16 protein-coding genes and 2 pseudogenes are annotated in these 17,661 nt (G+C 73.0%); 7 read left to right on the top strand and 11 right to left on the bottom strand.

What is annotated here, in order from left to right; translation table 11 throughout:
• Positions 1-15: 15 nt before the first annotated feature.
• Positions 16-423 carry a GNAT family N-acetyltransferase gene (locus Prubr_RS23215; RefSeq protein ID WP_246567539.1) on the top strand — a complete coding sequence of 136 codons (408 nt, stop codon included), beginning with the start codon at positions 16-18 and terminating at the stop codon, positions 421-423.
• 162 nt (positions 424-585) lie between these two features.
• On the opposite strand, the pseudogene Prubr_RS23220 reads toward Prubr_RS23215, so the two are convergent.
• Positions 586-3,092: pseudogene (locus tag Prubr_RS23220) on the bottom strand (DEAD/DEAH box helicase).
• 77 nt (positions 3,093-3,169) lie between these two features.
• A pseudogene (gene trmB, locus Prubr_RS23225) lies at positions 3,170-3,787 on the bottom strand (tRNA (guanosine(46)-N7)-methyltransferase TrmB); the annotation flags it as partial.
• 245 nt (positions 3,788-4,032) lie between these two features.
• Here trmB and Prubr_RS23230 point away from each other — a divergent pair.
• Together Prubr_RS23230 and Prubr_RS23235 are read left to right on the top strand one after the other, a co-directional pair.
• Positions 4,033-4,584, top strand: coding sequence for a hypothetical protein (locus Prubr_RS23230; protein WP_212817006.1), 552 nt, complete (start codon positions 4,033-4,035; stop codon positions 4,582-4,584).
• Positions 4,585-4,586: 2 nt separating this feature from the next.
• Positions 4,587-5,198 carry a class F sortase gene (locus tag Prubr_RS23235; RefSeq protein ID WP_212817007.1) on the top strand — a complete coding sequence of 204 codons (612 nt, stop codon included), beginning with the start codon at positions 4,587-4,589 and terminating at the stop codon, positions 5,196-5,198.
• Between the two features lie 74 nt (positions 5,199-5,272).
• On the opposite strand, the gene Prubr_RS23240 is transcribed toward Prubr_RS23235, so the two are convergent.
• Genes Prubr_RS23240 through Prubr_RS23250 form a run of 3 tightly spaced genes read right to left on the bottom strand, consistent with a single transcriptional unit; the run spans position 5,273 to position 7,354 of the window.
• Positions 5,273-5,581: an antibiotic biosynthesis monooxygenase family protein gene (locus Prubr_RS23240; protein WP_212817008.1), complete on the bottom strand. Its 309-nt coding sequence runs from the start codon at positions 5,579-5,581 to the stop codon at positions 5,273-5,275.
• A 32-nt stretch (positions 5,582-5,613) separates the two neighbouring features.
• On the bottom strand, positions 5,614-6,393 hold the full coding sequence (locus tag Prubr_RS23245) for an exodeoxyribonuclease III (RefSeq protein ID WP_212817009.1): 780 nt from the start codon (positions 6,391-6,393) through the stop codon (positions 5,614-5,616).
• 40 nt (positions 6,394-6,433) lie between these two features.
• Positions 6,434-7,354 (bottom strand): proteasome assembly chaperone family protein, encoded by a 921-nt coding sequence (locus tag Prubr_RS23250; protein WP_212817010.1) that lies wholly within the window; start codon positions 7,352-7,354, stop codon positions 6,434-6,436.
• A 477-nt stretch (positions 7,355-7,831) separates the two neighbouring features.
• Here Prubr_RS23250 and Prubr_RS23255 point away from each other — a divergent pair, with 477 nt between their 5' ends.
• From Prubr_RS23255 to Prubr_RS23265, 3 genes are all read left to right on the top strand, one after another.
• Positions 7,832-8,929, top strand: a complete 1,098-nt coding sequence (locus Prubr_RS23255; protein ID WP_246567541.1) for a peptidase M23 — start codon at positions 7,832-7,834, stop codon at positions 8,927-8,929.
• A gap of 626 nt (positions 8,930-9,555) precedes the next feature.
• The gene (locus Prubr_RS23260) at positions 9,556-10,419 is read left to right on the top strand and encodes an EcsC family protein (protein ID WP_212817011.1); all 864 of its coding nucleotides are present in this window, start codon (positions 9,556-9,558) and stop codon (positions 10,417-10,419) included.
• Positions 10,420-10,537: 118 nt separating this feature from the next.
• Positions 10,538-11,293, top strand: a complete 756-nt coding sequence (locus tag Prubr_RS23265) for an SDR family NAD(P)-dependent oxidoreductase (RefSeq protein WP_212817012.1) — start codon at positions 10,538-10,540, stop codon at positions 11,291-11,293.
• A gap of 36 nt (positions 11,294-11,329) precedes the next feature.
• Here Prubr_RS23265 and Prubr_RS23270 read toward each other — a convergent pair whose 3' ends face one another.
• Positions 11,330-12,466: a hypothetical protein gene (locus tag Prubr_RS23270; protein WP_212817013.1), complete on the bottom strand. Its 1,137-nt coding sequence runs from the start codon at positions 12,464-12,466 to the stop codon at positions 11,330-11,332.
• A gap of 81 nt (positions 12,467-12,547) precedes the next feature.
• On the opposite strand from Prubr_RS23270, the gene Prubr_RS23275 reads away from it, so the two are divergent.
• A complete protein-coding gene (locus tag Prubr_RS23275) occupies positions 12,548-12,964 on the top strand; it encodes a GrpB family protein (protein ID WP_212817014.1) in 417 nt (138 codons plus the stop codon).
• Between the two features lie 309 nt (positions 12,965-13,273).
• On the opposite strand, the gene Prubr_RS23280 is transcribed toward Prubr_RS23275, so the two are convergent.
• The 5 genes from Prubr_RS23280 to Prubr_RS23300 form a co-directional block, all read right to left on the bottom strand.
• Positions 13,274-13,783, bottom strand: coding sequence for a hypothetical protein (locus tag Prubr_RS23280; protein WP_212817015.1), 510 nt, complete (start codon positions 13,781-13,783; stop codon positions 13,274-13,276).
• A gap of 103 nt (positions 13,784-13,886) precedes the next feature.
• Positions 13,887-15,086: a phosphotransferase family protein gene (locus Prubr_RS23285; protein WP_212817016.1), complete on the bottom strand. Its 1,200-nt coding sequence runs from the start codon at positions 15,084-15,086 to the stop codon at positions 13,887-13,889.
• A 74-nt stretch (positions 15,087-15,160) separates the two neighbouring features.
• A complete protein-coding gene (locus tag Prubr_RS23290; RefSeq protein ID WP_212817017.1) occupies positions 15,161-15,820 on the bottom strand; it encodes a response regulator transcription factor in 660 nt (219 codons plus the stop codon).
• Positions 15,817-17,298: a sensor histidine kinase gene (locus Prubr_RS23295; protein WP_212817018.1), complete on the bottom strand. Its 1,482-nt coding sequence runs from the start codon at positions 17,296-17,298 to the stop codon at positions 15,817-15,819. Before Prubr_RS23295 ends, Prubr_RS23290 begins: the two co-directional genes overlap by 4 nt.
• On the bottom strand, positions 17,264-17,599 hold the full coding sequence (locus Prubr_RS23300; RefSeq protein WP_212817019.1) for a hypothetical protein: 336 nt from the start codon (positions 17,597-17,599) through the stop codon (positions 17,264-17,266). The genes Prubr_RS23295 and Prubr_RS23300 overlap by 35 nt, the downstream gene beginning before the upstream one ends.
• Positions 17,600-17,661: the final 62 nt, after the last annotated feature.

Here is a 17,661-nt window from a genome sequence, read left to right on the forward strand (position 1 = left end):
CGCAGAACCCGCGTCGTGCCGGCACACCGCCGGCACGACGCGGCGGCGGCCCCACCGGGGTTGCTGCGGGCGTGGGTCGCCGAGCTCCCGCCCGGAACCATCGCCGGCCACGTCGCCGTCCAACGCGCTCCCGGAAGCGCAGGGCTTCACGCCGAACTGTCCCGGCTCTTCGTCACCCCGGCGGCCCGCCGGCACTCGATCGCCACCGCGCTGATTCGCCAGGCACGCTCCTGGGCGGCCGAGCACGGTCACCGACTGACGCTGAGCGTCACCGACGACCAGCGGTCGGCCGCCGTCGCGCTGTACGAGGCCACCGGCTGGCGGCTCTCCCACACCACCGACGCCGACTGGACCGCTCCGGACGGGGGCGGTGCGGCTGCGCCACTACGTGCTCGGCGACCGGGACGACTGACCCGGTCCTAGGTGGGCCGTCGCCGACGTCGATCTGAGCGGGAGAGACCTTATCCCCGGCGGGTAGGGTCCCTGACGCTCAGATCAACAGTCCGGCGGCCGCGGAGCGCGCGACGGGGCGCGGAGCGCGCGACGGGAGCGAGGAGCAGCGGGAGGGAGCGGCGGCCCGGCGGGTCAGACCGTCTGGAGCGGGCCGACGTCGGTGACGCGGATGACGGCGGCGCCGACCTCGTCGGAGGCCGCGAGGTCGACCTCGGCGCTGATGCCCCAGTCGTGGTCGCCCTCGGGGTCGTCGAAGATCTGCCGTACGGTCCACCGCTCGCGCCCCTGCTCGATCAGCAGCAGCGCCGGGCCGCGCGCGTCGGGGCCGATGCCCAGCGACTCGTGCTCGTCGAAGTACGGCTCGACCGCGTCCGCCCACGCGTCGGCGTCCCAGCCGTCGGCGGCGTCCAGTTCGCCGAGGTCGTCCCACCGGCGCAGGGCGGCCAGTTCGACCCGGCGGAACAGGGCGTTGCGGACCAGCACCCGGAAGGCGCGCAGGTTGCGGGTGACGGCCGGCGGCCGTTCGTCGAGGATCTTCTCCACCTCGTCGGCGGGGTTGCGCAGCCGCTCCCACTCGTCGATGAGGCTGGAGTCGACCTGGCGGACGAGTTCGCCGAGCCACTCGATGAGGTCGACGAGTTCCTCGGTCTTGGCGTCCTCGGGCACCGTCTGGCGCAGCGTCTTGTACGCGTCGGCGAGGTAGCGCAGCACCAGCCCCTCGGAGCGGGACAGGCCGTAGAAGCCGACGTACTCGACGAAGGTCATCGCGCGCTCGTACATGTCGCGGACGACGGACTTGGGGGAGACGGCGTAGTCGGCGACCCACGGGTGCCCGCGCCGGTACATCTCGTACGCCGTGTCGAGCAGTTCCGCCAGCGGCTTGGGATGGGTGACGTCCTCCAGCAGCTCCATCCGGGCCTCGTACTCGATGCCCTCGGACTTCATCGCCGCGACCGCCTCGCCGCGCGCCTTGAACTGCTGCGCCGACAGCACCTGCCGGGGATCGTCCAGGATGGACTCGATGACCGACAGCACGTCGAGGGCGTACGACGGCGACTCGGTGTCGAGCAGTTCGATCGCGGCCAGCGCGAACGGTGACAGCGGCTGGTTGAGCGCGAAGTCGAACTGGAGGTCGACGGTGAGGCGTACCGAGCGGCCCTCCTCGTCGGGGGTGTCGAGGCGCTCGACGACGCCGCCGGCGAGCAGCGCCCGGTAGATCGCGATCGCCCGCCGGATGTGCCGGCGCTGGGCCGGCCGGTCCTCGTGGTTCTCGGTCAGCAGATGCCGCATCGCGGCGAACGGGTCACCGGGCCGGGCGATGACGTTGAGCAGCATCGAGTGGCTGACCTGGAAACTCGACGTGAGCGGCTCGGGCTCGGCCGCGACCAGGCGTTCGAAGGTGGGCTGGCCCCAGCCGATCGACCCCTCCGGCGGCTTCTTGCGCACCACCTTGCGCCGCTTCTTCGGGTCGTCGCCGGCCTTGGCCAGCGCCTTCTCGTTCTCGATGACGTGCTCGGGCGCCTGGACCATCACCGTGCCGATGGTGTCGAAGCCGGCGCGGCCGGCCCGGCCGGCGATCTGGTGGAACTCGCGGGCCTTGAGCAGCCGGGTCCGCACACCGTCGTATTTGGACAGTCCGGTGAACAGTACGGTGCGGATCGGCACGTTGATGCCGACGCCGAGGGTGTCGGTGCCGCAGATGACCTTGAGTAGTCCGGCCTGCGCCAGCGTCTCCACCAGCCGCCGGTATTTCGGCAGCATGCCGGCGTGGTGCACGCCGATGCCGTGCCGGACCAGCCGGGACAGCGTACGTCCGAAGCCGGCGGTGAACCGGAAGTTGCCGATCGCCTCGGCGATCATGTCCTTCTCGGCCCGGGTGGCGACGTTGACGCTCATCAGCGCCTGCGCCCGTTCCAGCGCCGCCGCCTGGGTGAAGTGCACCACGTAGACCGGCGCCTGCTTGGTGCTCAGCAGCTCTTCCAGGGTCTCGTGCAGCGGCGTCATCGCGTACGAGAACATCAGCGGGACCGGCCGCTCGGCCGACTTGACGACGGCGGTCGACCGCCCGGTGCGCCGGGTCAGGTCGTCCTCGAACCGGGTGACGTCGCCCAACGTCGCCGACATCAGCACGAACTGCGCCTGCGGCAGCTCGATCAGCGGCACCTGCCAGGCCCAGCCACGGTCCGGCTCGGCGTAGAAGTGGAACTCGTCCATCACGACCAGGCCGACGTCGGCCCGCTCGCCGTCGCGCAGCGCGATGTTGGCCAGGATCTCGGCGGTGCAGCAGATGATCGGGGCGTCCTCGTTGACGCTGGCGTCGCCGGTCAGCATGCCGACGTTCTCGGCGCCGAACGTCTGGCACAGGTCGAAGAACTTCTCCGACACCAGCGCCTTGATCGGCGCGGTGTAGAACGACACCCGGTCGTCGGCCAGCGCGGCGAAGTGGGCGCCGGCCGCCACCAGGCTCTTGCCCGATCCGGTCGGGGTGTTGAGGATGACGTTGGCCCCGGACACGATCTCGATCAGCGCCTCTTCCTGGTGGGGATAGAGGGCGAAGCCGCGCCCATCGGCCCAGCCGGCGAAGGCGTCGAAGAGCGAGTCGGGGTCGGGGCGGCGGGGATCTGGGCGGTCAGCGTCATGGCTGGTCCATCGTGCCCGAAATGCGTAGCCCACCGCCAGTCGGGCCAGTCGGGTCGGCCGCGGTGGACGCCGGGACGCGCCGGAACACCAGGTCGAAGATCTGTCGGCCGGCGCGTACGCCGCGGTTCTCGAACTTGGTCAGCGGCCGGTGCGCCGGCCGGGGCGCGAACCCGTCGGCGGTGTTGACCAGCTCCGGATCGCCGCCCAGGGTCGCCAGCATCGCGTCGGCGTACGGCGCCCAGTCGGTCGCGCAGTGCAGCACCCCGCCCGGCCGCAGCCGGCTGCGCAGCAGCGCGACCGGCGCCGGCTGGATCAGCCGCCGCTTGTGGTGCTTGAGCTTCGGCCACGGGTCGGGGAAGTACACGTGCACCGCGTCCAGCGAATCCGGCTCCAGCATGTCGCGGGCCAGGTCGAGGGCGTCGCCGCGGGCGATGCGGACGTTGGTCAGCCCGCGCTCGCGTACCAGCGCGAGCAGGTTGGCGATGCCCGGCACGTGCACCTCGACGGCCAGGTAGTCCCGGTCCGGGTCGGCCGCCGCCATCGCCGCCGTCGCGTCGCCCATCCCGGAACCGATCTCCAGCACCAGCGGGGCACGCCGGCCGAACAGCGCCTCCCGGTCGAGTCGCCCGCCGGAGACGACCAGCCCGTGGAGCGGCCACCCGTGCGTGATCGCGTCGTCGAGCCGGGTCGTCATCCGGCCCTGCCGGGTGTGGAACGACCGGATCGACGTCCCGCCGCCGCCCACGCGGTGCTGCCGGGCCGGGCCGGCGTCCGCCGGCGGCCGGTCCGGTGCGGCGCGGTCCACGTCGAGGAAGGTCACAGACAGATGAGCGTACGCATTCGCAGGGTGCGTCCGGCGGCGGGGGGATGCGAAAATCACCCGGTACGGCAGACACCGGACACCCCCGCCCGGCGCTGCCCGACGTGGAGGTCCCCCAGATGACCGAGCGGAGCGCGGGCACCGGTAGGCCCAGCCCCCTGTCGCGTCCCGGCCGGGCCCGGCGCGCCGTCCTGTCCGGCGCGGCCGCCGCCGCACTGCTGCTCCCACCGGTGCTCCTGCTCACACCCCCGGCCCCGGCGTGGGCCGCCGACGTCTACGTCGAACTCAACCCGAGCACCGTCGAGGCCGGCTACCTCGTCGGCATCCGGGCGAGCTGCCGGGAGAACACCGAGCCGGCGACCGTCGAGTCGGACGCGTTCGCCGACAAGATCACCGTCGAGCCGCAGCTCGAGCTGCTGACCGCCGCCGCGACGGTGCCCGACGACCGGTCGGCGCGGCCCTACCGGGTGAAGTTGACCTGCCCGGACGGGCGGGTCGCCACCGCCATCCTCAACGTCGTCCAGCCGGGCCGGCCGAGCGAGGGCCCGGCCACCGGCTTCGGCGGCACGGCCGGCGACAACCCCGGCAGCCTGCTGCTCGGCGCCGGGCTGGCCACGGTGGCGGCCGGGGTCGCGGTGGCGCTGTTCACCTCCCGCCGCCAGCGGGCCTGACCATGCTCAAACTGCGCCGGCCGCGCCTCGCCGCGGTGCTCGTCGTCGTCGGGCTGGTCGTCACCGCCGCCGGCCTGTCCGAGACCGGACTGCTGCACAACCTGTTCGCCGGAGCCGACAAGCCGCCGCCGCGCGAGTTCCCGGTGATGGAGCCGAGCCGGCCGATCCGGCTCGCGATCCCGTCGTTGAAGATCCGGGCCGACGTGCACGGCCTCGGTCTCGCCGACGACGGCTCGATCGCCGTACCGCCGCTGCACCGGCACCGGCAGGCCGGCTGGTACGACCGCGGCCCGACCCCCGGCGAGTTCGGGCCGGCGATCATCGTCGGGCACGCCGACACCCGCGACGGCCCGTCGATCTTCCACGACCTGCCCCGGATCCGGCCCGGCGCGAAGATCGAGGTGACCCGCCGGGACCGGACCGTCGGCATCTTCGAGGTCAACTCGGTGGAGAGCTTCGACAAGAAGGAACTGCCCGCCGAGCGGGTGTACGGCGACTACGCCCGTCCCGGCCTGCGGCTGATCACCTGTGGCGGCGAGTTCCGGGGCGGCGGTATCGGCTACGTCGACAACGTGGTCGTCTTCGCGTCGCTGGTCGAGACCCGCGACCCGTGACCCGCGACCCGGCCGTGGGCTCCGCGAAACGCCGCCGCGGCCGGGCTCCCCCGGCCGGTGGCGGCGGGCCGGGGTCAGGAGGCCGCCGGAACCTGCTGGACGACCTCGAACTCGAGCAGGTTGGCGCCGGAGGCGACCGGCTTGGCGCGTTCACCGGCGTGCGCCTCCCGCGCCGACCCGCCCGCCCACGCCTGGTAGGCCTCCTCGGACTCCCACCTGGTGTAGACGAAGTAGCGGGACTCGCCGGCGACCGGACGCAGCAGTTCGAAGCCGAGGAAGCCGGGGGAGTTCTCGACCGCGCCGGCCCGGGCGGCGAAACGGCGCTCGAGTTCGGGGCCGGCGCCCTCGGGCACCTCGATCGCGTTGATCTTCACGACAGCCATGGCTCCACCCTACGGGCCGGCCGGGGCCGAACTCATGACCCGTCGGAAAGGTCGACCACGATCGGGGCGTGGTCGGACGGACCCTTGCCCTTGCGGGCCTCCCGGTCGACGTACGCGTTGCCGACCAGGGCGGCCAGGTCGCCGCTGGCGTACACCAGGTCGATGCGCATGCCCTTGTTCTGGTGGAACATCCCGGCCCGGTAGTCCCAGTACGTGTACGGGTGCGGGCCCTTCATCGGGGTCGGCACCACGTCGGTCAGACCGAGCCGGCGCAGTTCGGCCAGGGCCTCCCGTTCCGGCGGGGTGACGTGGGTCGAGCCGACGAACAGCGCCGGGTCCCAGACGTCGGCGTCGGTGGGTGCGACGTTGAAGTCACCGCACACCGCGAGCGGGCCGCGGGACAGGTCCGCGGCGAGCGCGTCGCGCAGGGCGGCCAGCCAGGTCAGCTTGTAGAGGTAGTGCGGGGAGTCGGGGGTGCGGCCGTTGGGGACGTACACCGACCAGACCCGCACACCGGCGCAGGTCGCGGCGACCGCGCGGGCCTCCGGGTCGGGGAAGCCGGGCTCGTCGGAGAACCCGCGGGCGACGTCGTCGAGCCCGACCCGGGACAGGACGGCCACCCCGTTCCAGCGGCCGTCGCCGTGCGCGGCCACCGCGTATCCCAGCTCGCCGACCTCGGCGGTGGGGAACGCGGTCGCCGCGCACTTCGTCTCCTGGAGACAGAGCACGTCGGGCCGGGTGGTGGCCAGCCACTCGAGCAGGCGGGGGAGCCGGGCCTTCACGGAGTTGACGTTCCAGGTCGCCAGACGCATGTCCCCAGCCTGCCCGATCGGCGCGCGACGGGCCGCCCGGTCAGCCGTTCGGCGAGTCGCCCGGGCGGGTCTGCTCGGCCAGGAAGCGTTCCAGTTCGGCGCCCAGTTCGTCGGCGGTGGGCAGCGGGCCGGTCTGCTCGGCGAGCAGGTTGCTGCCCTGTCGGCCCCGGGTGAACGCGTCGTACTGCTCCTCCAGGGCGTGCACAAGCGCCCCGGCCTCGTCGGTCTGAGTGATCTGCCGGTCGATGTCCCCGCGGACCACCTCGGCCGCCGTACGCAGCCCCTCGGTCGGCAGCAGCAGGCCGGTGGCCCGCGACACCGAGGTCAGCAGCACCTCGGCCGCCGCCGGGTATTCGGTCTGCGCGACGTAGTGCGGTACGTGCACGGCGAAGCCCATCGCGTCGCGGCCCTGCTCGGCGAGCCGGAACTCGATCAGGTGGCCGGCACTGCCCGGCACCTGGACGCGCTGCAGCCACGGCTCGTGGCCGGCGATCAGCTCGCGGCGACTGGCGTGCGCGGTCACCCCGGTCGGCCGGGTGTGCGGCACCGCCATCGGGATCGCGGTGAGCCCGACGGTGAGCCGTACGCCGAGCCGCTCGACCAGCGCGGTGACGGCCGCGCTGAACCGTTCCCACTGCAGGTCCGGTTCCGGGCCGGTCAGCAGCAGGAAGGGGGTCCCGGCGTCGTCGTCGAGCACGTGCAGTTGCAGCCGCGGTTCGTCGTAGCTCTCCCAGTGGTCCTCCACGAAGATCATCGTGGGGCGCCGGGAGCGGTAGTCCAGCAGTTGGTCGATGTCGAAGGTGGCCAGCACCCGGCCCTGGAGCGTGCCGAGCAGATGCTCACGGGCGATCCGGGTCGCGTTGCCGGCGTCGACGAATCCGGTGAGCGCCTGCAGCAGAACCGGTTCGCCCAGTTCGGGCAGGTCTTCGGTGAGCTCGTACAACTCGTGTGGATCGAGCACCGGTCAGAACCTCCTCTTGAGGGCGTGTCGCGGGGGCAACCCCGCCGGTGGAAACGCTGACTCCATCCTTGTGCATTCCATCGAGCCGGGTGGCGCCCCCTCCCGCATTCCGGCTCGGGAGGCCGGCCACCCGGGATCCGGCTACACTTTGTCCGAGGCTGATCACATTGCGTAGCAATGGTTTCGGGGTGGTCCGGTCCCGATGCGCCGCGTGGTGGAGCCGCCCGGCGCGGCTCGTACCACCGGTGGTCGCCCGAATGGGGGAGGGGGATGTTCGTCGCTCTCCGTGCCTGATGGTTCGAAGGTAAATGCCTGCCTGGTTGTGCAAAGTGCAGCTTTCCCGGGATGCCGGTCTTGCGGGCTTTCCGACCTCTCGTTCGTGCGTGCCGGCGGCTGACCGATTCATCGATCAAAAATGTGGCGAGCGCCACAAGATCACTCTGCGTAGTTGCTGATCGGCGCGCCTAGCCTCGTCGGATGCGTGACGACCACACACTTGAAACCGAGTCCGGCGCCGCAGCCACCACTGACCGTTCGGCCGAGGCCCCCTCGACCGACCCGGCCAGCGGCGTACCCACCGCCACCCGGCCCACCCGGCAGGCTCTCGGGGAACTGCTCGACCGCTCCACCGACACCCTGCACGAGCTGATCGCCCGGTCCGACCGGACCGTCGAACGCCTCCGTGTCCACACCGGAGCCAGACTCACCGCCGTACGGAACGACCCGCGACTGCGCGCCCTGCGCGACCACCCATGGGTCGCAGCCGTCCTCGACAACGCCCGGGTCCGCGAACTGGCCGACCGGCGCAGCCCCGCCCGGCTCGCCCTCGCCATCGGCGTCATCTGCTGCCTCGGCATCGTCGCCTTCGCCGAAACCCGGTCCGCCACCGTCGAGCGCAGGCTCCCCTCCGACGTCACCGCCGCGCAGGCCCGCGCCGACGAGGTCCGCTCCCGGGCCGGCCAGCCCGCCTCCCGCTCCTTCGAACGCCAGCCGGGCGCCGACACCTCCGACACCACCTCCCCGGCCGAGCCGCGGGACGGGGCCGCCGCCGAGCAGCCCGCCGCGAACGACGGCGAGCAGGCCGCACCCGCCGCACCGGTCGAAGCCGAGGCGCCCGCCATCCCGGAGCAGGTCGCGCCCGTCGCCGGCCTGTCCCAGATCCAGATGGACAACGCGCTGGCCATCGTCCGGGCCGGCCACGACCTGAACATGCCCCGCCGGGCGCACATCATCGCCGTCGCGACCGCGATGCAGGAGAGCAACCTGCTCAACCGGGCCAGCGAGGTCCTTCCGGAGTCGAAGAACTACCCGCACCAGGGCACCGGCTGGGACCACGACTCGGTCGGCCTCTTCCAGCAGCGCACCAGCACCGGCTGGGGACCGGTCGCCAGCCTGATGGACCCGGCCTACTCCGCCACCCAGTTCTACAAGGCGCTCGCCCGGGTGCCCGGCTGGGACCAGATGCGGCTCACCGTGGCGGCCCAGACCGTGCAGGTGTCGGCGTACCCCGAGCACTACGCCAAGCACGAGGGAAACGCCACCGCCGTCGTCGACGCCATCATCAGCCGGTCCTAGTCGGACGGTCCACGGGGCACCGCCCCGGGCCACCGGCTGCCCGCAGCGGAACCGGCCGGTGGCGGGTTGGGGTGTGGCCGGCCGCCGCGACGGGTAGATACCTCCTACCCGACCGGCAGGAGGCCGCCATGTCCCTCACCCGACGCATCAGATCGTTCCTCGGCAGCCCGCAGGGGCAGCGGACGGTCGCCCAGGGGCGGCGGCAGCTCGCCAACCCGGCCAACCAGCATCGGCTTCGCTCGCTTCTGTCACGATTGACGGGGCGCCGCTGACCGCGGCGCTCCGTCAGGCCCATCCGTCCCCCGGAGTGCTCCCGTGACCGATCCGCGCCCCGCCGGCTCCCTGCCGCCCGACCAGCCGCTGTGGCCCGAGCCACCGGCGCCCGTACCGGCCGAGCCGGCACCGCCGGCGGTCCCGGAACCGCTGTCGGCGCAGCCGGCGGGCCGGGGGTCGCTGTCGGCGGGCCCAGGGGCGCTGTCGGCGCAGCCGGCCGGCCCTGGGTCGCGGCCGACCGCCCCGGGATCGGCCGAAGGGGCGCCGGCCCCGGTGCCCGCCGCCCGGCCGGTGCCGGCCGTCGAGACCCCGGGGCGGCGCCCGCCGCGCCGGAACCGGACGCCGCCCCGGCCATGCCGCTCTGGGGGCCGCCGCCGACCACACCGGCCACCTACCCGGCGCCCGCCGCGTACCCCGCGCCCGCGGGGTACCCGTACGCCACGGCCGCCGGATCCGCGTCGGTGCCGCCGGCGACCGGTCAGGCCGCGGTCCCGGTCGCGGCGCCGTCCGCCGACGGTCCCGGCGACCCGGCGTCCGACGACGGGACCGCCGCCCCGCCGGCCAGCCTGTGGGAGAAGATGCGGGCCGACCCGCAGTACGCCCCCGAGCACCTCGCCATCGAAGCCGTCCGCCGGCTCGGTCCGGAGGCCCGCCGCTGGGTCGAGCGGCTGCACATCCAGCAGCCGGGACTGCACCCCGACGTCGTCGCGCAGAAGGCGGCGAAGAAGTTCATCAACCTGGCCCGGCTCTCCGGCGCCGTCTCCGGCGCGACCGGCCTGCCCGGTGCCGTCGTCGACGTCGGCATCCTGGCCTGGACCCAGGCCAGGATGGTGCTGCACATCGCCGCCGCGTACGGCGTCGACCCGGCCCACCCCGACCGGGCCACCGACCTCCTCGTCCTGCAGAAGGTCCACAAGGTCGCCGAGACCGCCCGGATGGCACTCGGGGTGGCCGCCGGCCGGGAGAAGGCCGGCGCGCTCTTCCGTACCGGATCGAAGACCCCGGTCGGCCAGGTGGCGCTGAAGCTCGGCATGAAGCTCGCCCAGATGGCCGGCGTCAAGGCCGCCAAGAAGCTCTTCGCCAAGATGGTTCCCGGCGCGGCGATCATCCTCGGCACCTGGGCCAACTCGTCGGCGACCACCGACCTCGCCCGGCGCAGTCAGGCGCTCTACCGGCAGCCGGCGATCGGCCAGTTGCCGTACCAGCGCAACCCCTGACGCCGCGCCAGGGGAATCCGACACTGCACCTGGTGAATCTGCGGCTACGGACGGCAACCCGCGTGGTAGGACATAACGGGCGGGGGTAGTCGGGACGGACCGGTGGAGGGCAGCGGCCATGGCGGGTCAGTTGGACGGCAGGCGCATCATCGTGACCGGCGGCGCGCAGGGCATCGGCGCCGCCGTCGTGGCCGGATACGTCGCCGAGGGCGCCCGGGTCGCCGCCCTCGACCGGCAGTTCGGCACCGCCGGCACCACCCCCGACAACATCGTCCGTCGCCACTGCGACGTCGCCGACCGGGCCGGGGTCACCACCGTCTTCGACGAGGTCGTCGGCCTGCTCGGTGGCCTCGACGTCCTGGTCAACGTGGCCGGCGTCGAGCGTGGCGGGCCGTCGGACGACATCCCCGACGCCGACTGGGACGCCGTCTTCGACGTCAACGCCAAGGGCACCCGCAACACCAACGCCGCCGCCTTCACCCACCTCAAGGCCAACGGCGGCGCCATCATCAACTTCGGCTCCCGCTCCGGCATCGTCGGCGTACCCCAGCAGGCCGCCTACTCGGCCAGCAAGGCCGCCGTACACGTCTGGACCCGGGCCGTCGCGCAGGAGTGGGCGCCGTACAACATCACCGTCAACGCGGTCGCGCCGGCCATGTGGACCGGCATGTACGACGACTACCGGGGCCGCCTCAACGCCGAGGAACTCGCCCAGCACGACGCGATGATGTCGGCCCAGATCCCGATCGGCGGCAAGCTCGGGGAACCGACCCGCGACCTCGTACCCCTGCTGGTTTTCCTCGCCGGCGACGGCGCCCACTTCATCAGCGGCCAGTCGTTCCCGGTCGACGGCGGCTGGCTGCACATGCGCTGACGGCCGGCGGCGGGCCGTCCCCGGGCGGGACCTGCGTCACGGGTAGCGGCCCATGCTGACCGGCGTCCAGTCGCTGACCGGCTGGCCGGCCGTGACGACGTGGCTGTAGTACCAGACCGGCGGGCTTCCGGTACGCCGGTACGTCTGCCCGCTCTGGTGCCACACGTTCGTGTCGTCGAAGACCTGGTCGGCGCTGGCCTGGATCGAGTTGTAGACCGGACCGGCGATGAACTGCCGGCCGAACCGGTTCCGCAACCAGAACGCGTGCTGGGTGGTGTAGCCGTTCTGCGGGCTCTGGTTGCCGACCCGGATGACGTAGTTGGCGCCGTTGCAGTAGTTGTCGGTCATCAGGAACCACGACCCGTTGCCGGTCATCGTCCCGACCTGCAGCGTCCCGTTCGCGAAGTCGACGACCTCGGGCGACGGGGCGTCGGCGGCGCCGGTGAAGCAGTCCAGCCGGTTGAACAGCACCCCGATGTTGTCGCCGGACGTCCACTGCACCGGATCGGCGTGCGCGCCGGGTGCCTTGCGCAGCCCGTACACCCAGTTGTATTCCACCAGTGCGTTGCGACCGACCTTGAACGCGTCGTTGCTGACCTCGTGCACGGCGTTGTAGCGGGCGGTGTAGCCGCCGTACGGCGGGATCGCCGCCGAGATCGCCGGCCCGCAGATCAACTCGCAGTACGAGATCGTCAGCCCCGGCGATGCGTCCTGTGTGGACACGATGTACTTCCCGGTGCCGGTCACCCGCCGGCTGTCGATCCGGCAGTAGCGGACCGTGACGTTCTGGGCCCGGATCGACAGTTGCCCGACGATGTCCAGATACTGCAGCACCGCGCCGGCCCGGGTCACGGTCACCCCGACCGTGCCGGTCGCCGTGTCGACGGTGACCGTGCCGGAGTTGGCGCCGGTCGAGTCGACCAACGTGCCGGCCTTCGTGATCTTCGTCAGGTAGCCGTAGTCCCGGCCCTGGGCCGCGAGGACCGGCAGGACCCCGCAGTACGCCGCACCGAGCGCGGCCCCGGACGTCACCCCGGGCGGCGGCGCGGTGTGCGAGTACGGGCCACGCCCGTTGTCCACCCCACCGTTGCCACCCCAGCGGGCGCCGCCCCAGGCCGGTACGCCGATCACGGGACCGGTCGTACCGGGCACCCAGGCGTTTGGCTGAACCATCGTCGTCTCCTCTCGGGCACCGAACCCGACACGCGGATACGACTCGATGCTGGCTCCGCCGCCGGCCCGTCGGCCGGCGTCGTGCCGCCCCGTGGAACGACCGCGGCAGGATGTGACGGCAGCACCGCGGTCCCCGGCCTCGCCGCCAAGCCGATCATCGACATGCTGGCCCTCGTCGACGAGCACGCCGACCTCGCGCCCAAGCTGCCCGCGCTGGCCGGGATCGGCTGGATCCACGCCCCCGAACCCGGCGACGCCGAGCACCGCAGATGGTCGCTGTGCCACCCCGCCGTCGCCCACCGCACCCACCACCTCCACGTGGTGGAGCGGCGCCCCGAGGGATGGCGCGAATGGCTCGCCTTCCGCGACCACCTGCGCGCCGACGGTGAAGCCCGCGACGCGTACGCCGCCCTCAAGCGGCGGCTCGCCGCCGAGAACGACCGGGACCGGCCGCGCTACCGCGCCGGCAAGGCCGGCTTCATCCGCGGGGCGCGGTAGCCGGCTGCCGCCTCGGTCGAACCCGTGTGGTCCGCCGGGTACCAGCGTGATTCCGGAGCGAGGTTGCTGTTTCGGTTCACAGCGAAGTCGCTGTTCCTACGCCGAATTCGCTGTGAACCGAAACAGCGGCATCCCGCCCCGGCCCCGTCTCGATCGTCTGCGGCTCAGGCACCCGACACGCCGTGGCCGGAGTGCCTCAACCGCAGACGATCATGACTCTGACGGTGGTGGGGCGTGCCCGGGGCCCGACCGGTCCCCGGGCACGCCGTCAGGCGGTGACCAGCCGCCGGCTCGTCAGCGGTGCCGGGGTCACGGTGAGTCGGCCGAGTCTCCCGAGTCTCCCGAGTCACCCGAGTCGGCGGAGGCCGGGGAGGCAGCCGACGCCGGCGAGTCCGCCGAAGCGGCCGAGACCGGTGACGCGGCGGACGCGGCCGAGGCGACGGAGGCGACGGACGCCGCCGACGCGACGGACGCCGCCGAGGCCGCCGACGCGGGGGAGTCGGCCGGCGAGGTGGGGGTGAACGGGGAGTCCGCGGGACTGTCCGCCGACGCCGGTTCGGTCCAGTCCGGGTCGTCCGGGCTGTCGTGCGGGGAGTCGGCGGAGTCGAAGGGGGACTCGGCCGGGCTGTCCGCCGACTCCGGCGAGTCGTCGGCCACCGGCACGGTTCCCGGGTCGCCGATCCGTACGTTCTCCGTCGGGGCGGTGCGGTCCTTCAGGTCGATGCCGTCGCTGGCGAGGGCGGCGGTGGCACCCAGGCCGAGTACGGCGGCCGCGGCACCGGTTCCCGCGACGATCTTCCAGGATCTCTTGATCCGCATCGTGCACTCCTTTGCTGGGAGGGTTTCTGATTCGGAACAGCGCTGTTCACTACCAGGGTTCGGGCCCGCATGAGGGGTTTCTGACCCGCCGGTGAGAGATCCCTCATCCGCCCCGGACGGCGCCGCTCCCGACCGCACGGGCACTGGCCAGCCAGCGCTCCGCGAGATCCAACCGGCGCCGGGTGGTCGCCGGCCAGCCCGGCTCCTGTACCCGGTACGGCCCGGTGGCCAGTGAGAGCACCACCGCGGCGACCCGGTAGCGCAGGTCGGCCGCGTCCACCCGGCGGGCGAAGCTGGTCAGGTAGCGGGCGCCCAGGCGGTTGATCGCGCCGGACCGCGCCTGGTCGATCTGGGCCAGCACCGACAGATGCCCCAGCAGGCAGGCGAGGTCGTCGAGGCGGTCACCCGGCCCCGCCGTGTCCACATCCAACAGTCCACTGATCCGGCCGTGCAGGACGTGCAGCTGGCTCTCGTAGAAGTCGCCGTGGACCGGCACCACCGGCCCGGTGCCCGCCTCGTTCCCGATCGCCTCCGCCAGGGCCGCACAGCGTTCCGTCTCCGTCGGCAGCGCCGCGCCGACGACGGTGGCGTAGTGCCCTGCCCGGTCGGACCACGACGCCCGGCGGGGCTGCCGGGTCAGGTCGGCCGGCAACCGGTCGAGCAGGTCCAGCACCTGCTCCCCGTCCGGCAGCGGCGCGTTGCGGCCGCGCAGCACCTCCCGCAGTGTCCGCCCCGGCAACGCGGCGAGGACCAGCAGCCCGTCGGGGGTGAAGCCGAGGCTCTGCGGCGCCGGCACCCCGGCGGCGGCGAGCAGGCGGTGCCGTTCGTGCAGGGCGGCGACCCGGGCCGGCCGGACCACCTTGACGAAGACCCGGCCCCGGTCGTTGACCGCCTCCAGGACGGCGCGGCGCCGCGGCCGGTAGGCGCGCACGGTCAACCGCACCGGCCCGCCGCCGAGCCCCAGGTCGGCCAGCGCCGCGGCGACGGCCTCCGGGTCGTACGCGGCGCGCAGGCCGGGAAGGTACGGGTCGTGGGGAAACCGCCACACCGCCAGCCGGGTGTCGCCGTCGTCGAGCAGCAGCGTGCCCTCGGGCGGGGTACGGGTGCAGGCGGCGAACCGCTCCTCGGTCGTACGGCCGTCCGGCCACCGCACCCGGGCCTGGTAGGCGGCGGTGGCACCCCGGCCGGGCTGGTGCTCGACCTGACGCGTGCGCCAGGACAGGAGGTCGGCGCCGGCCCCGGCCAGGGCGGCCCGGAGGAACTCGCCGGCGTCGGAGCCGGTCAGCAGGTCGGGTCTGGTCATGCCCCCAGGGTTCCGACCCCGGCTGAGCGACCGGTGAGGCCGCCATGAGAGTCGTCTCATCCGGGCGGGACGGGTCACAGGACGAGCCGGTACCCCATTCCCCGGACGGTCTGGATCACGTCGCCGCCGAGTTTGCGTCGCAGGTAGCCGACGTAGACGTCGACCACATTGGACCCCGGGTCGTGGCCGAGCCCCCAGACCCGGTCGAGGAGCTGCTCCCGGCTGAGCACCTGACCGGGATGGCGCATCAGCGTCTCGGCGAGCAGGAACTCCCGGGCGGTCAGCTCCACCGCCCGGTCCCCGACGGTCACGGTCCGGCGGACGAGGTCCATCCGTACCCGGCCGGCGACCAGTTCCGTCGCCGCCGGCCGCCCCTGGGTACGCAGCCGGGCCCGGACCCGGGCCAGCAACTCCTCGAAGCTGAACGGCTTGGTCATGTAGTCGTCCGCGCCCAGGTCCAGCCCGGTGACCCGGTCGGAGACCGCGTGCCGGGCGGTCAGCACGATCACCGGGATCCGTTCCCCGCGCGTGCGGAGCTGGGCCAACGCGGCCAGGCCGTCCTGTCCGGGCAGGCCGAGATCAAGGATCATCAGGTCGTACGCGCCGTCGCGCACGTACGCGGCGGCGTCCGTGCCGTTCGTGACGACGGTCGTGACGTATCCCGCGGCGCGCAACCCCTTCTCGAGGAACGAGGCGATCCGGGGTTCGTCCTCGGCGACGAGTATCCGGTTCATGTCCCGACCCCGGGCAGGACGAGAGTGCCCCCGGGCAGGACGAGGGTGAAGGTGGAACCGGCGTCGGGGATGCTGTCGACGGCGACCGTGCCGCCGTGCGCGGCGGCGATCGCCGACACGATGGCCAGGCCCAGGCCGGCGCCCTCCGCGCGCTGCCTTCCCGGCTCGGCCCGGGCGAACCGCTGGAAGATCCGCTCCCGGTCCTCCGGGGCGATGCCGATCCCGGTGTCCTCGACCGCCAGCAGGACCCGGCCGTGTTCGGCGCGGGCGGACAGTTCGACGCGGTCACCGGGGGCGGTGAACTGCACCGCGTTCTGGGCCAGCTGCATGAGCGCCTGGGTGAGCCGCTGCCGGTCCGCCCGCAGCGTCACCTCGGCGACCGGGCCGAGCCGCCAGTCCCGGTCACCGAGCGCGGCGGCCTTGGAATAGACCTCGGCCATCATCGGGGCGACGGGCACCTCCTCGGGACGGAGGAAGTCCGGCTGCTCGGCCCGGGCCAGCATCAGCAGATCGTCGACCATCCGGTTCATCCGGTCCAGTTCGTCGGTCACCAGCGCGACCGTCTCCCGGCGCTCGACCGGATCGTCACCCATCAGCTCCAGATGACCACGGACGATGGTGATCGGGGTACGCAACTCGTGCCCGGCGTCGCTGATGAACGCCCGCTGCGCGGCGAACGCCCCCTGGAGGCGGCCCAGCATGCCGTTGAACGTCCGGCCGAGATCCGCCACCTCGTCGGAGCCGGTGACCACGATCCGCTGGGACAGGTCGGTCTCCTCGATGTCGCGGGCGGTCTCGGTCATCGACTGCAGCGGACGCAACGCCCGCCCCATCGCCAGGTAGCCGCCGGCCGCCACCACCACGATCACCAGGGCGCAGGCCAGGACCATGGTGCGTACCGCCCGGTCGATCTCGGTCCGTGGTTCGCCGCTGAACTGCGCGACGACGAAGTGCCCGCGTACGTCGTCGCCGATCTCGACGGGAACGGCCAGCCAGCGGGCGTCGGCCGGCGGACCGTCGACCTCGCCGTAGGTGCTGGTGGTGAGCGCGACCCAGCGGGCGGTCAACGCGGCGTCGCGGGTGAGGTCGTACGGCGGGTCGACCGAGGACCGGTAAAACCGCCCGTCCACGAAGATCAGCACGACCTCGCCCTCCTGCGGCTCGTTGCGCAGCAGGTAGGTGTCGGCGATGGCGGGCAGGTCGGCGCCGAACGGCTGGCCGGTCGCCGGGTTGAGGCCGGTGGCGAGCCGACGGAACTCGCTCACCTCCTGGCTGAGGTAGGCGCTGATCCGGTTCTCGAGTTGGTTGAGCAGCACCTGCCGGACCACCAGTACGGAGCTGAGGCTGGCCACCGTGAGCAGCACCAGGGCCCAGCCCAGCAGCCGCATCCGCAGCCCGACGGTCGGCCGCCAGGCCCGCCTGCCGGGCGGCGGCGCGGGCGGCTCAGTCGTCGTCCCCGTCGCCGTCGTCCTCGTCATCCCCGTCGTCGTCATCGGCGGAGTCGTCGGCAAAGTCGTCGTCATCCGCACCGTCGTCGCCGCCGGGTCCACCGCCGGGCCGGGATCCGCCCCCGTCGTCGTCATCGTCATCCCCTTCGGTGGGCGGCGGAGCCTGCCCGGTGGGATCCGGCTCGGCCTCATTCTCCGTCCCCGTCCCGACGGATTCCGTCACCGGTACCACGATGCGGATCTCCGGAACGGCAGCGGGAGGGAGCAGCGCCGGCAACCCGACGCCGACGAAGAGACCGACCAGCGCGGCAAGTCCCACCCCGGTGGCCACCTTCTGCGCACTCACCGGAAACAGGCTGGTGGCTCCGGATGACGGTCGGATGAGGGCCTCAT

Origin of the sequence: Polymorphospora rubra (assembly GCF_018324255.1) — a bacterium.
Lineage (GTDB): Bacteria > Actinomycetota > Actinomycetes > Mycobacteriales > Micromonosporaceae > Polymorphospora > Polymorphospora rubra.

What these genes read in the sequence shown, in the direction of transcription:
- Prubr_RS23230 (WP_212817006.1), top strand. Translation starts at nt 4,033, where the DNA reads ATGACCGAGCGGAGCGCGGGCACCGGTAGGCCCAGCCCCCTGTCGCGT.
- Prubr_RS23235 (WP_212817007.1), top strand. Translation starts at nt 4,587, where the DNA reads ATGCTCAAACTGCGCCGGCCGCGCCTCGCCGCGGTGCTCGTCGTCGTC.
- Prubr_RS23240 (WP_212817008.1), bottom strand. Translation starts at nt 5,581, where the DNA reads ATGGCTGTCGTGAAGATCAACGCGATCGAGGTGCCCGAGGGCGCCGGC.
- Prubr_RS23245 (WP_212817009.1), bottom strand. Translation starts at nt 6,393, where the DNA reads ATGCGTCTGGCGACCTGGAACGTCAACTCCGTGAAGGCCCGGCTCCCC.
- Prubr_RS23255 (WP_246567541.1), top strand. Translation starts at nt 7,832, where the DNA reads ATGCGTGACGACCACACACTTGAAACCGAGTCCGGCGCCGCAGCCACC.
- Prubr_RS23260 (WP_212817011.1), top strand. Translation starts at nt 9,556, where the DNA reads ATGCCGCTCTGGGGGCCGCCGCCGACCACACCGGCCACCTACCCGGCG.
- Prubr_RS23265 (WP_212817012.1), top strand. Translation starts at nt 10,538, where the DNA reads ATGGCGGGTCAGTTGGACGGCAGGCGCATCATCGTGACCGGCGGCGCG.
- Prubr_RS23270 (WP_212817013.1), bottom strand. Translation starts at nt 12,466, where the DNA reads ATGGTTCAGCCAAACGCCTGGGTGCCCGGTACGACCGGTCCCGTGATC.
- Prubr_RS23280 (WP_212817015.1), bottom strand. Translation starts at nt 13,783, where the DNA reads ATGCGGATCAAGAGATCCTGGAAGATCGTCGCGGGAACCGGTGCCGCG.
- Prubr_RS23285 (WP_212817016.1), bottom strand. Translation starts at nt 15,086, where the DNA reads ATGACCAGACCCGACCTGCTGACCGGCTCCGACGCCGGCGAGTTCCTC.
- Prubr_RS23290 (WP_212817017.1), bottom strand. Translation starts at nt 15,820, where the DNA reads ATGAACCGGATACTCGTCGCCGAGGACGAACCCCGGATCGCCTCGTTC.
- Prubr_RS23295 (WP_212817018.1), bottom strand. Translation starts at nt 17,298, where the DNA reads ATGACGAGGACGACGGCGACGGGGACGACGACTGAGCCGCCCGCGCCG.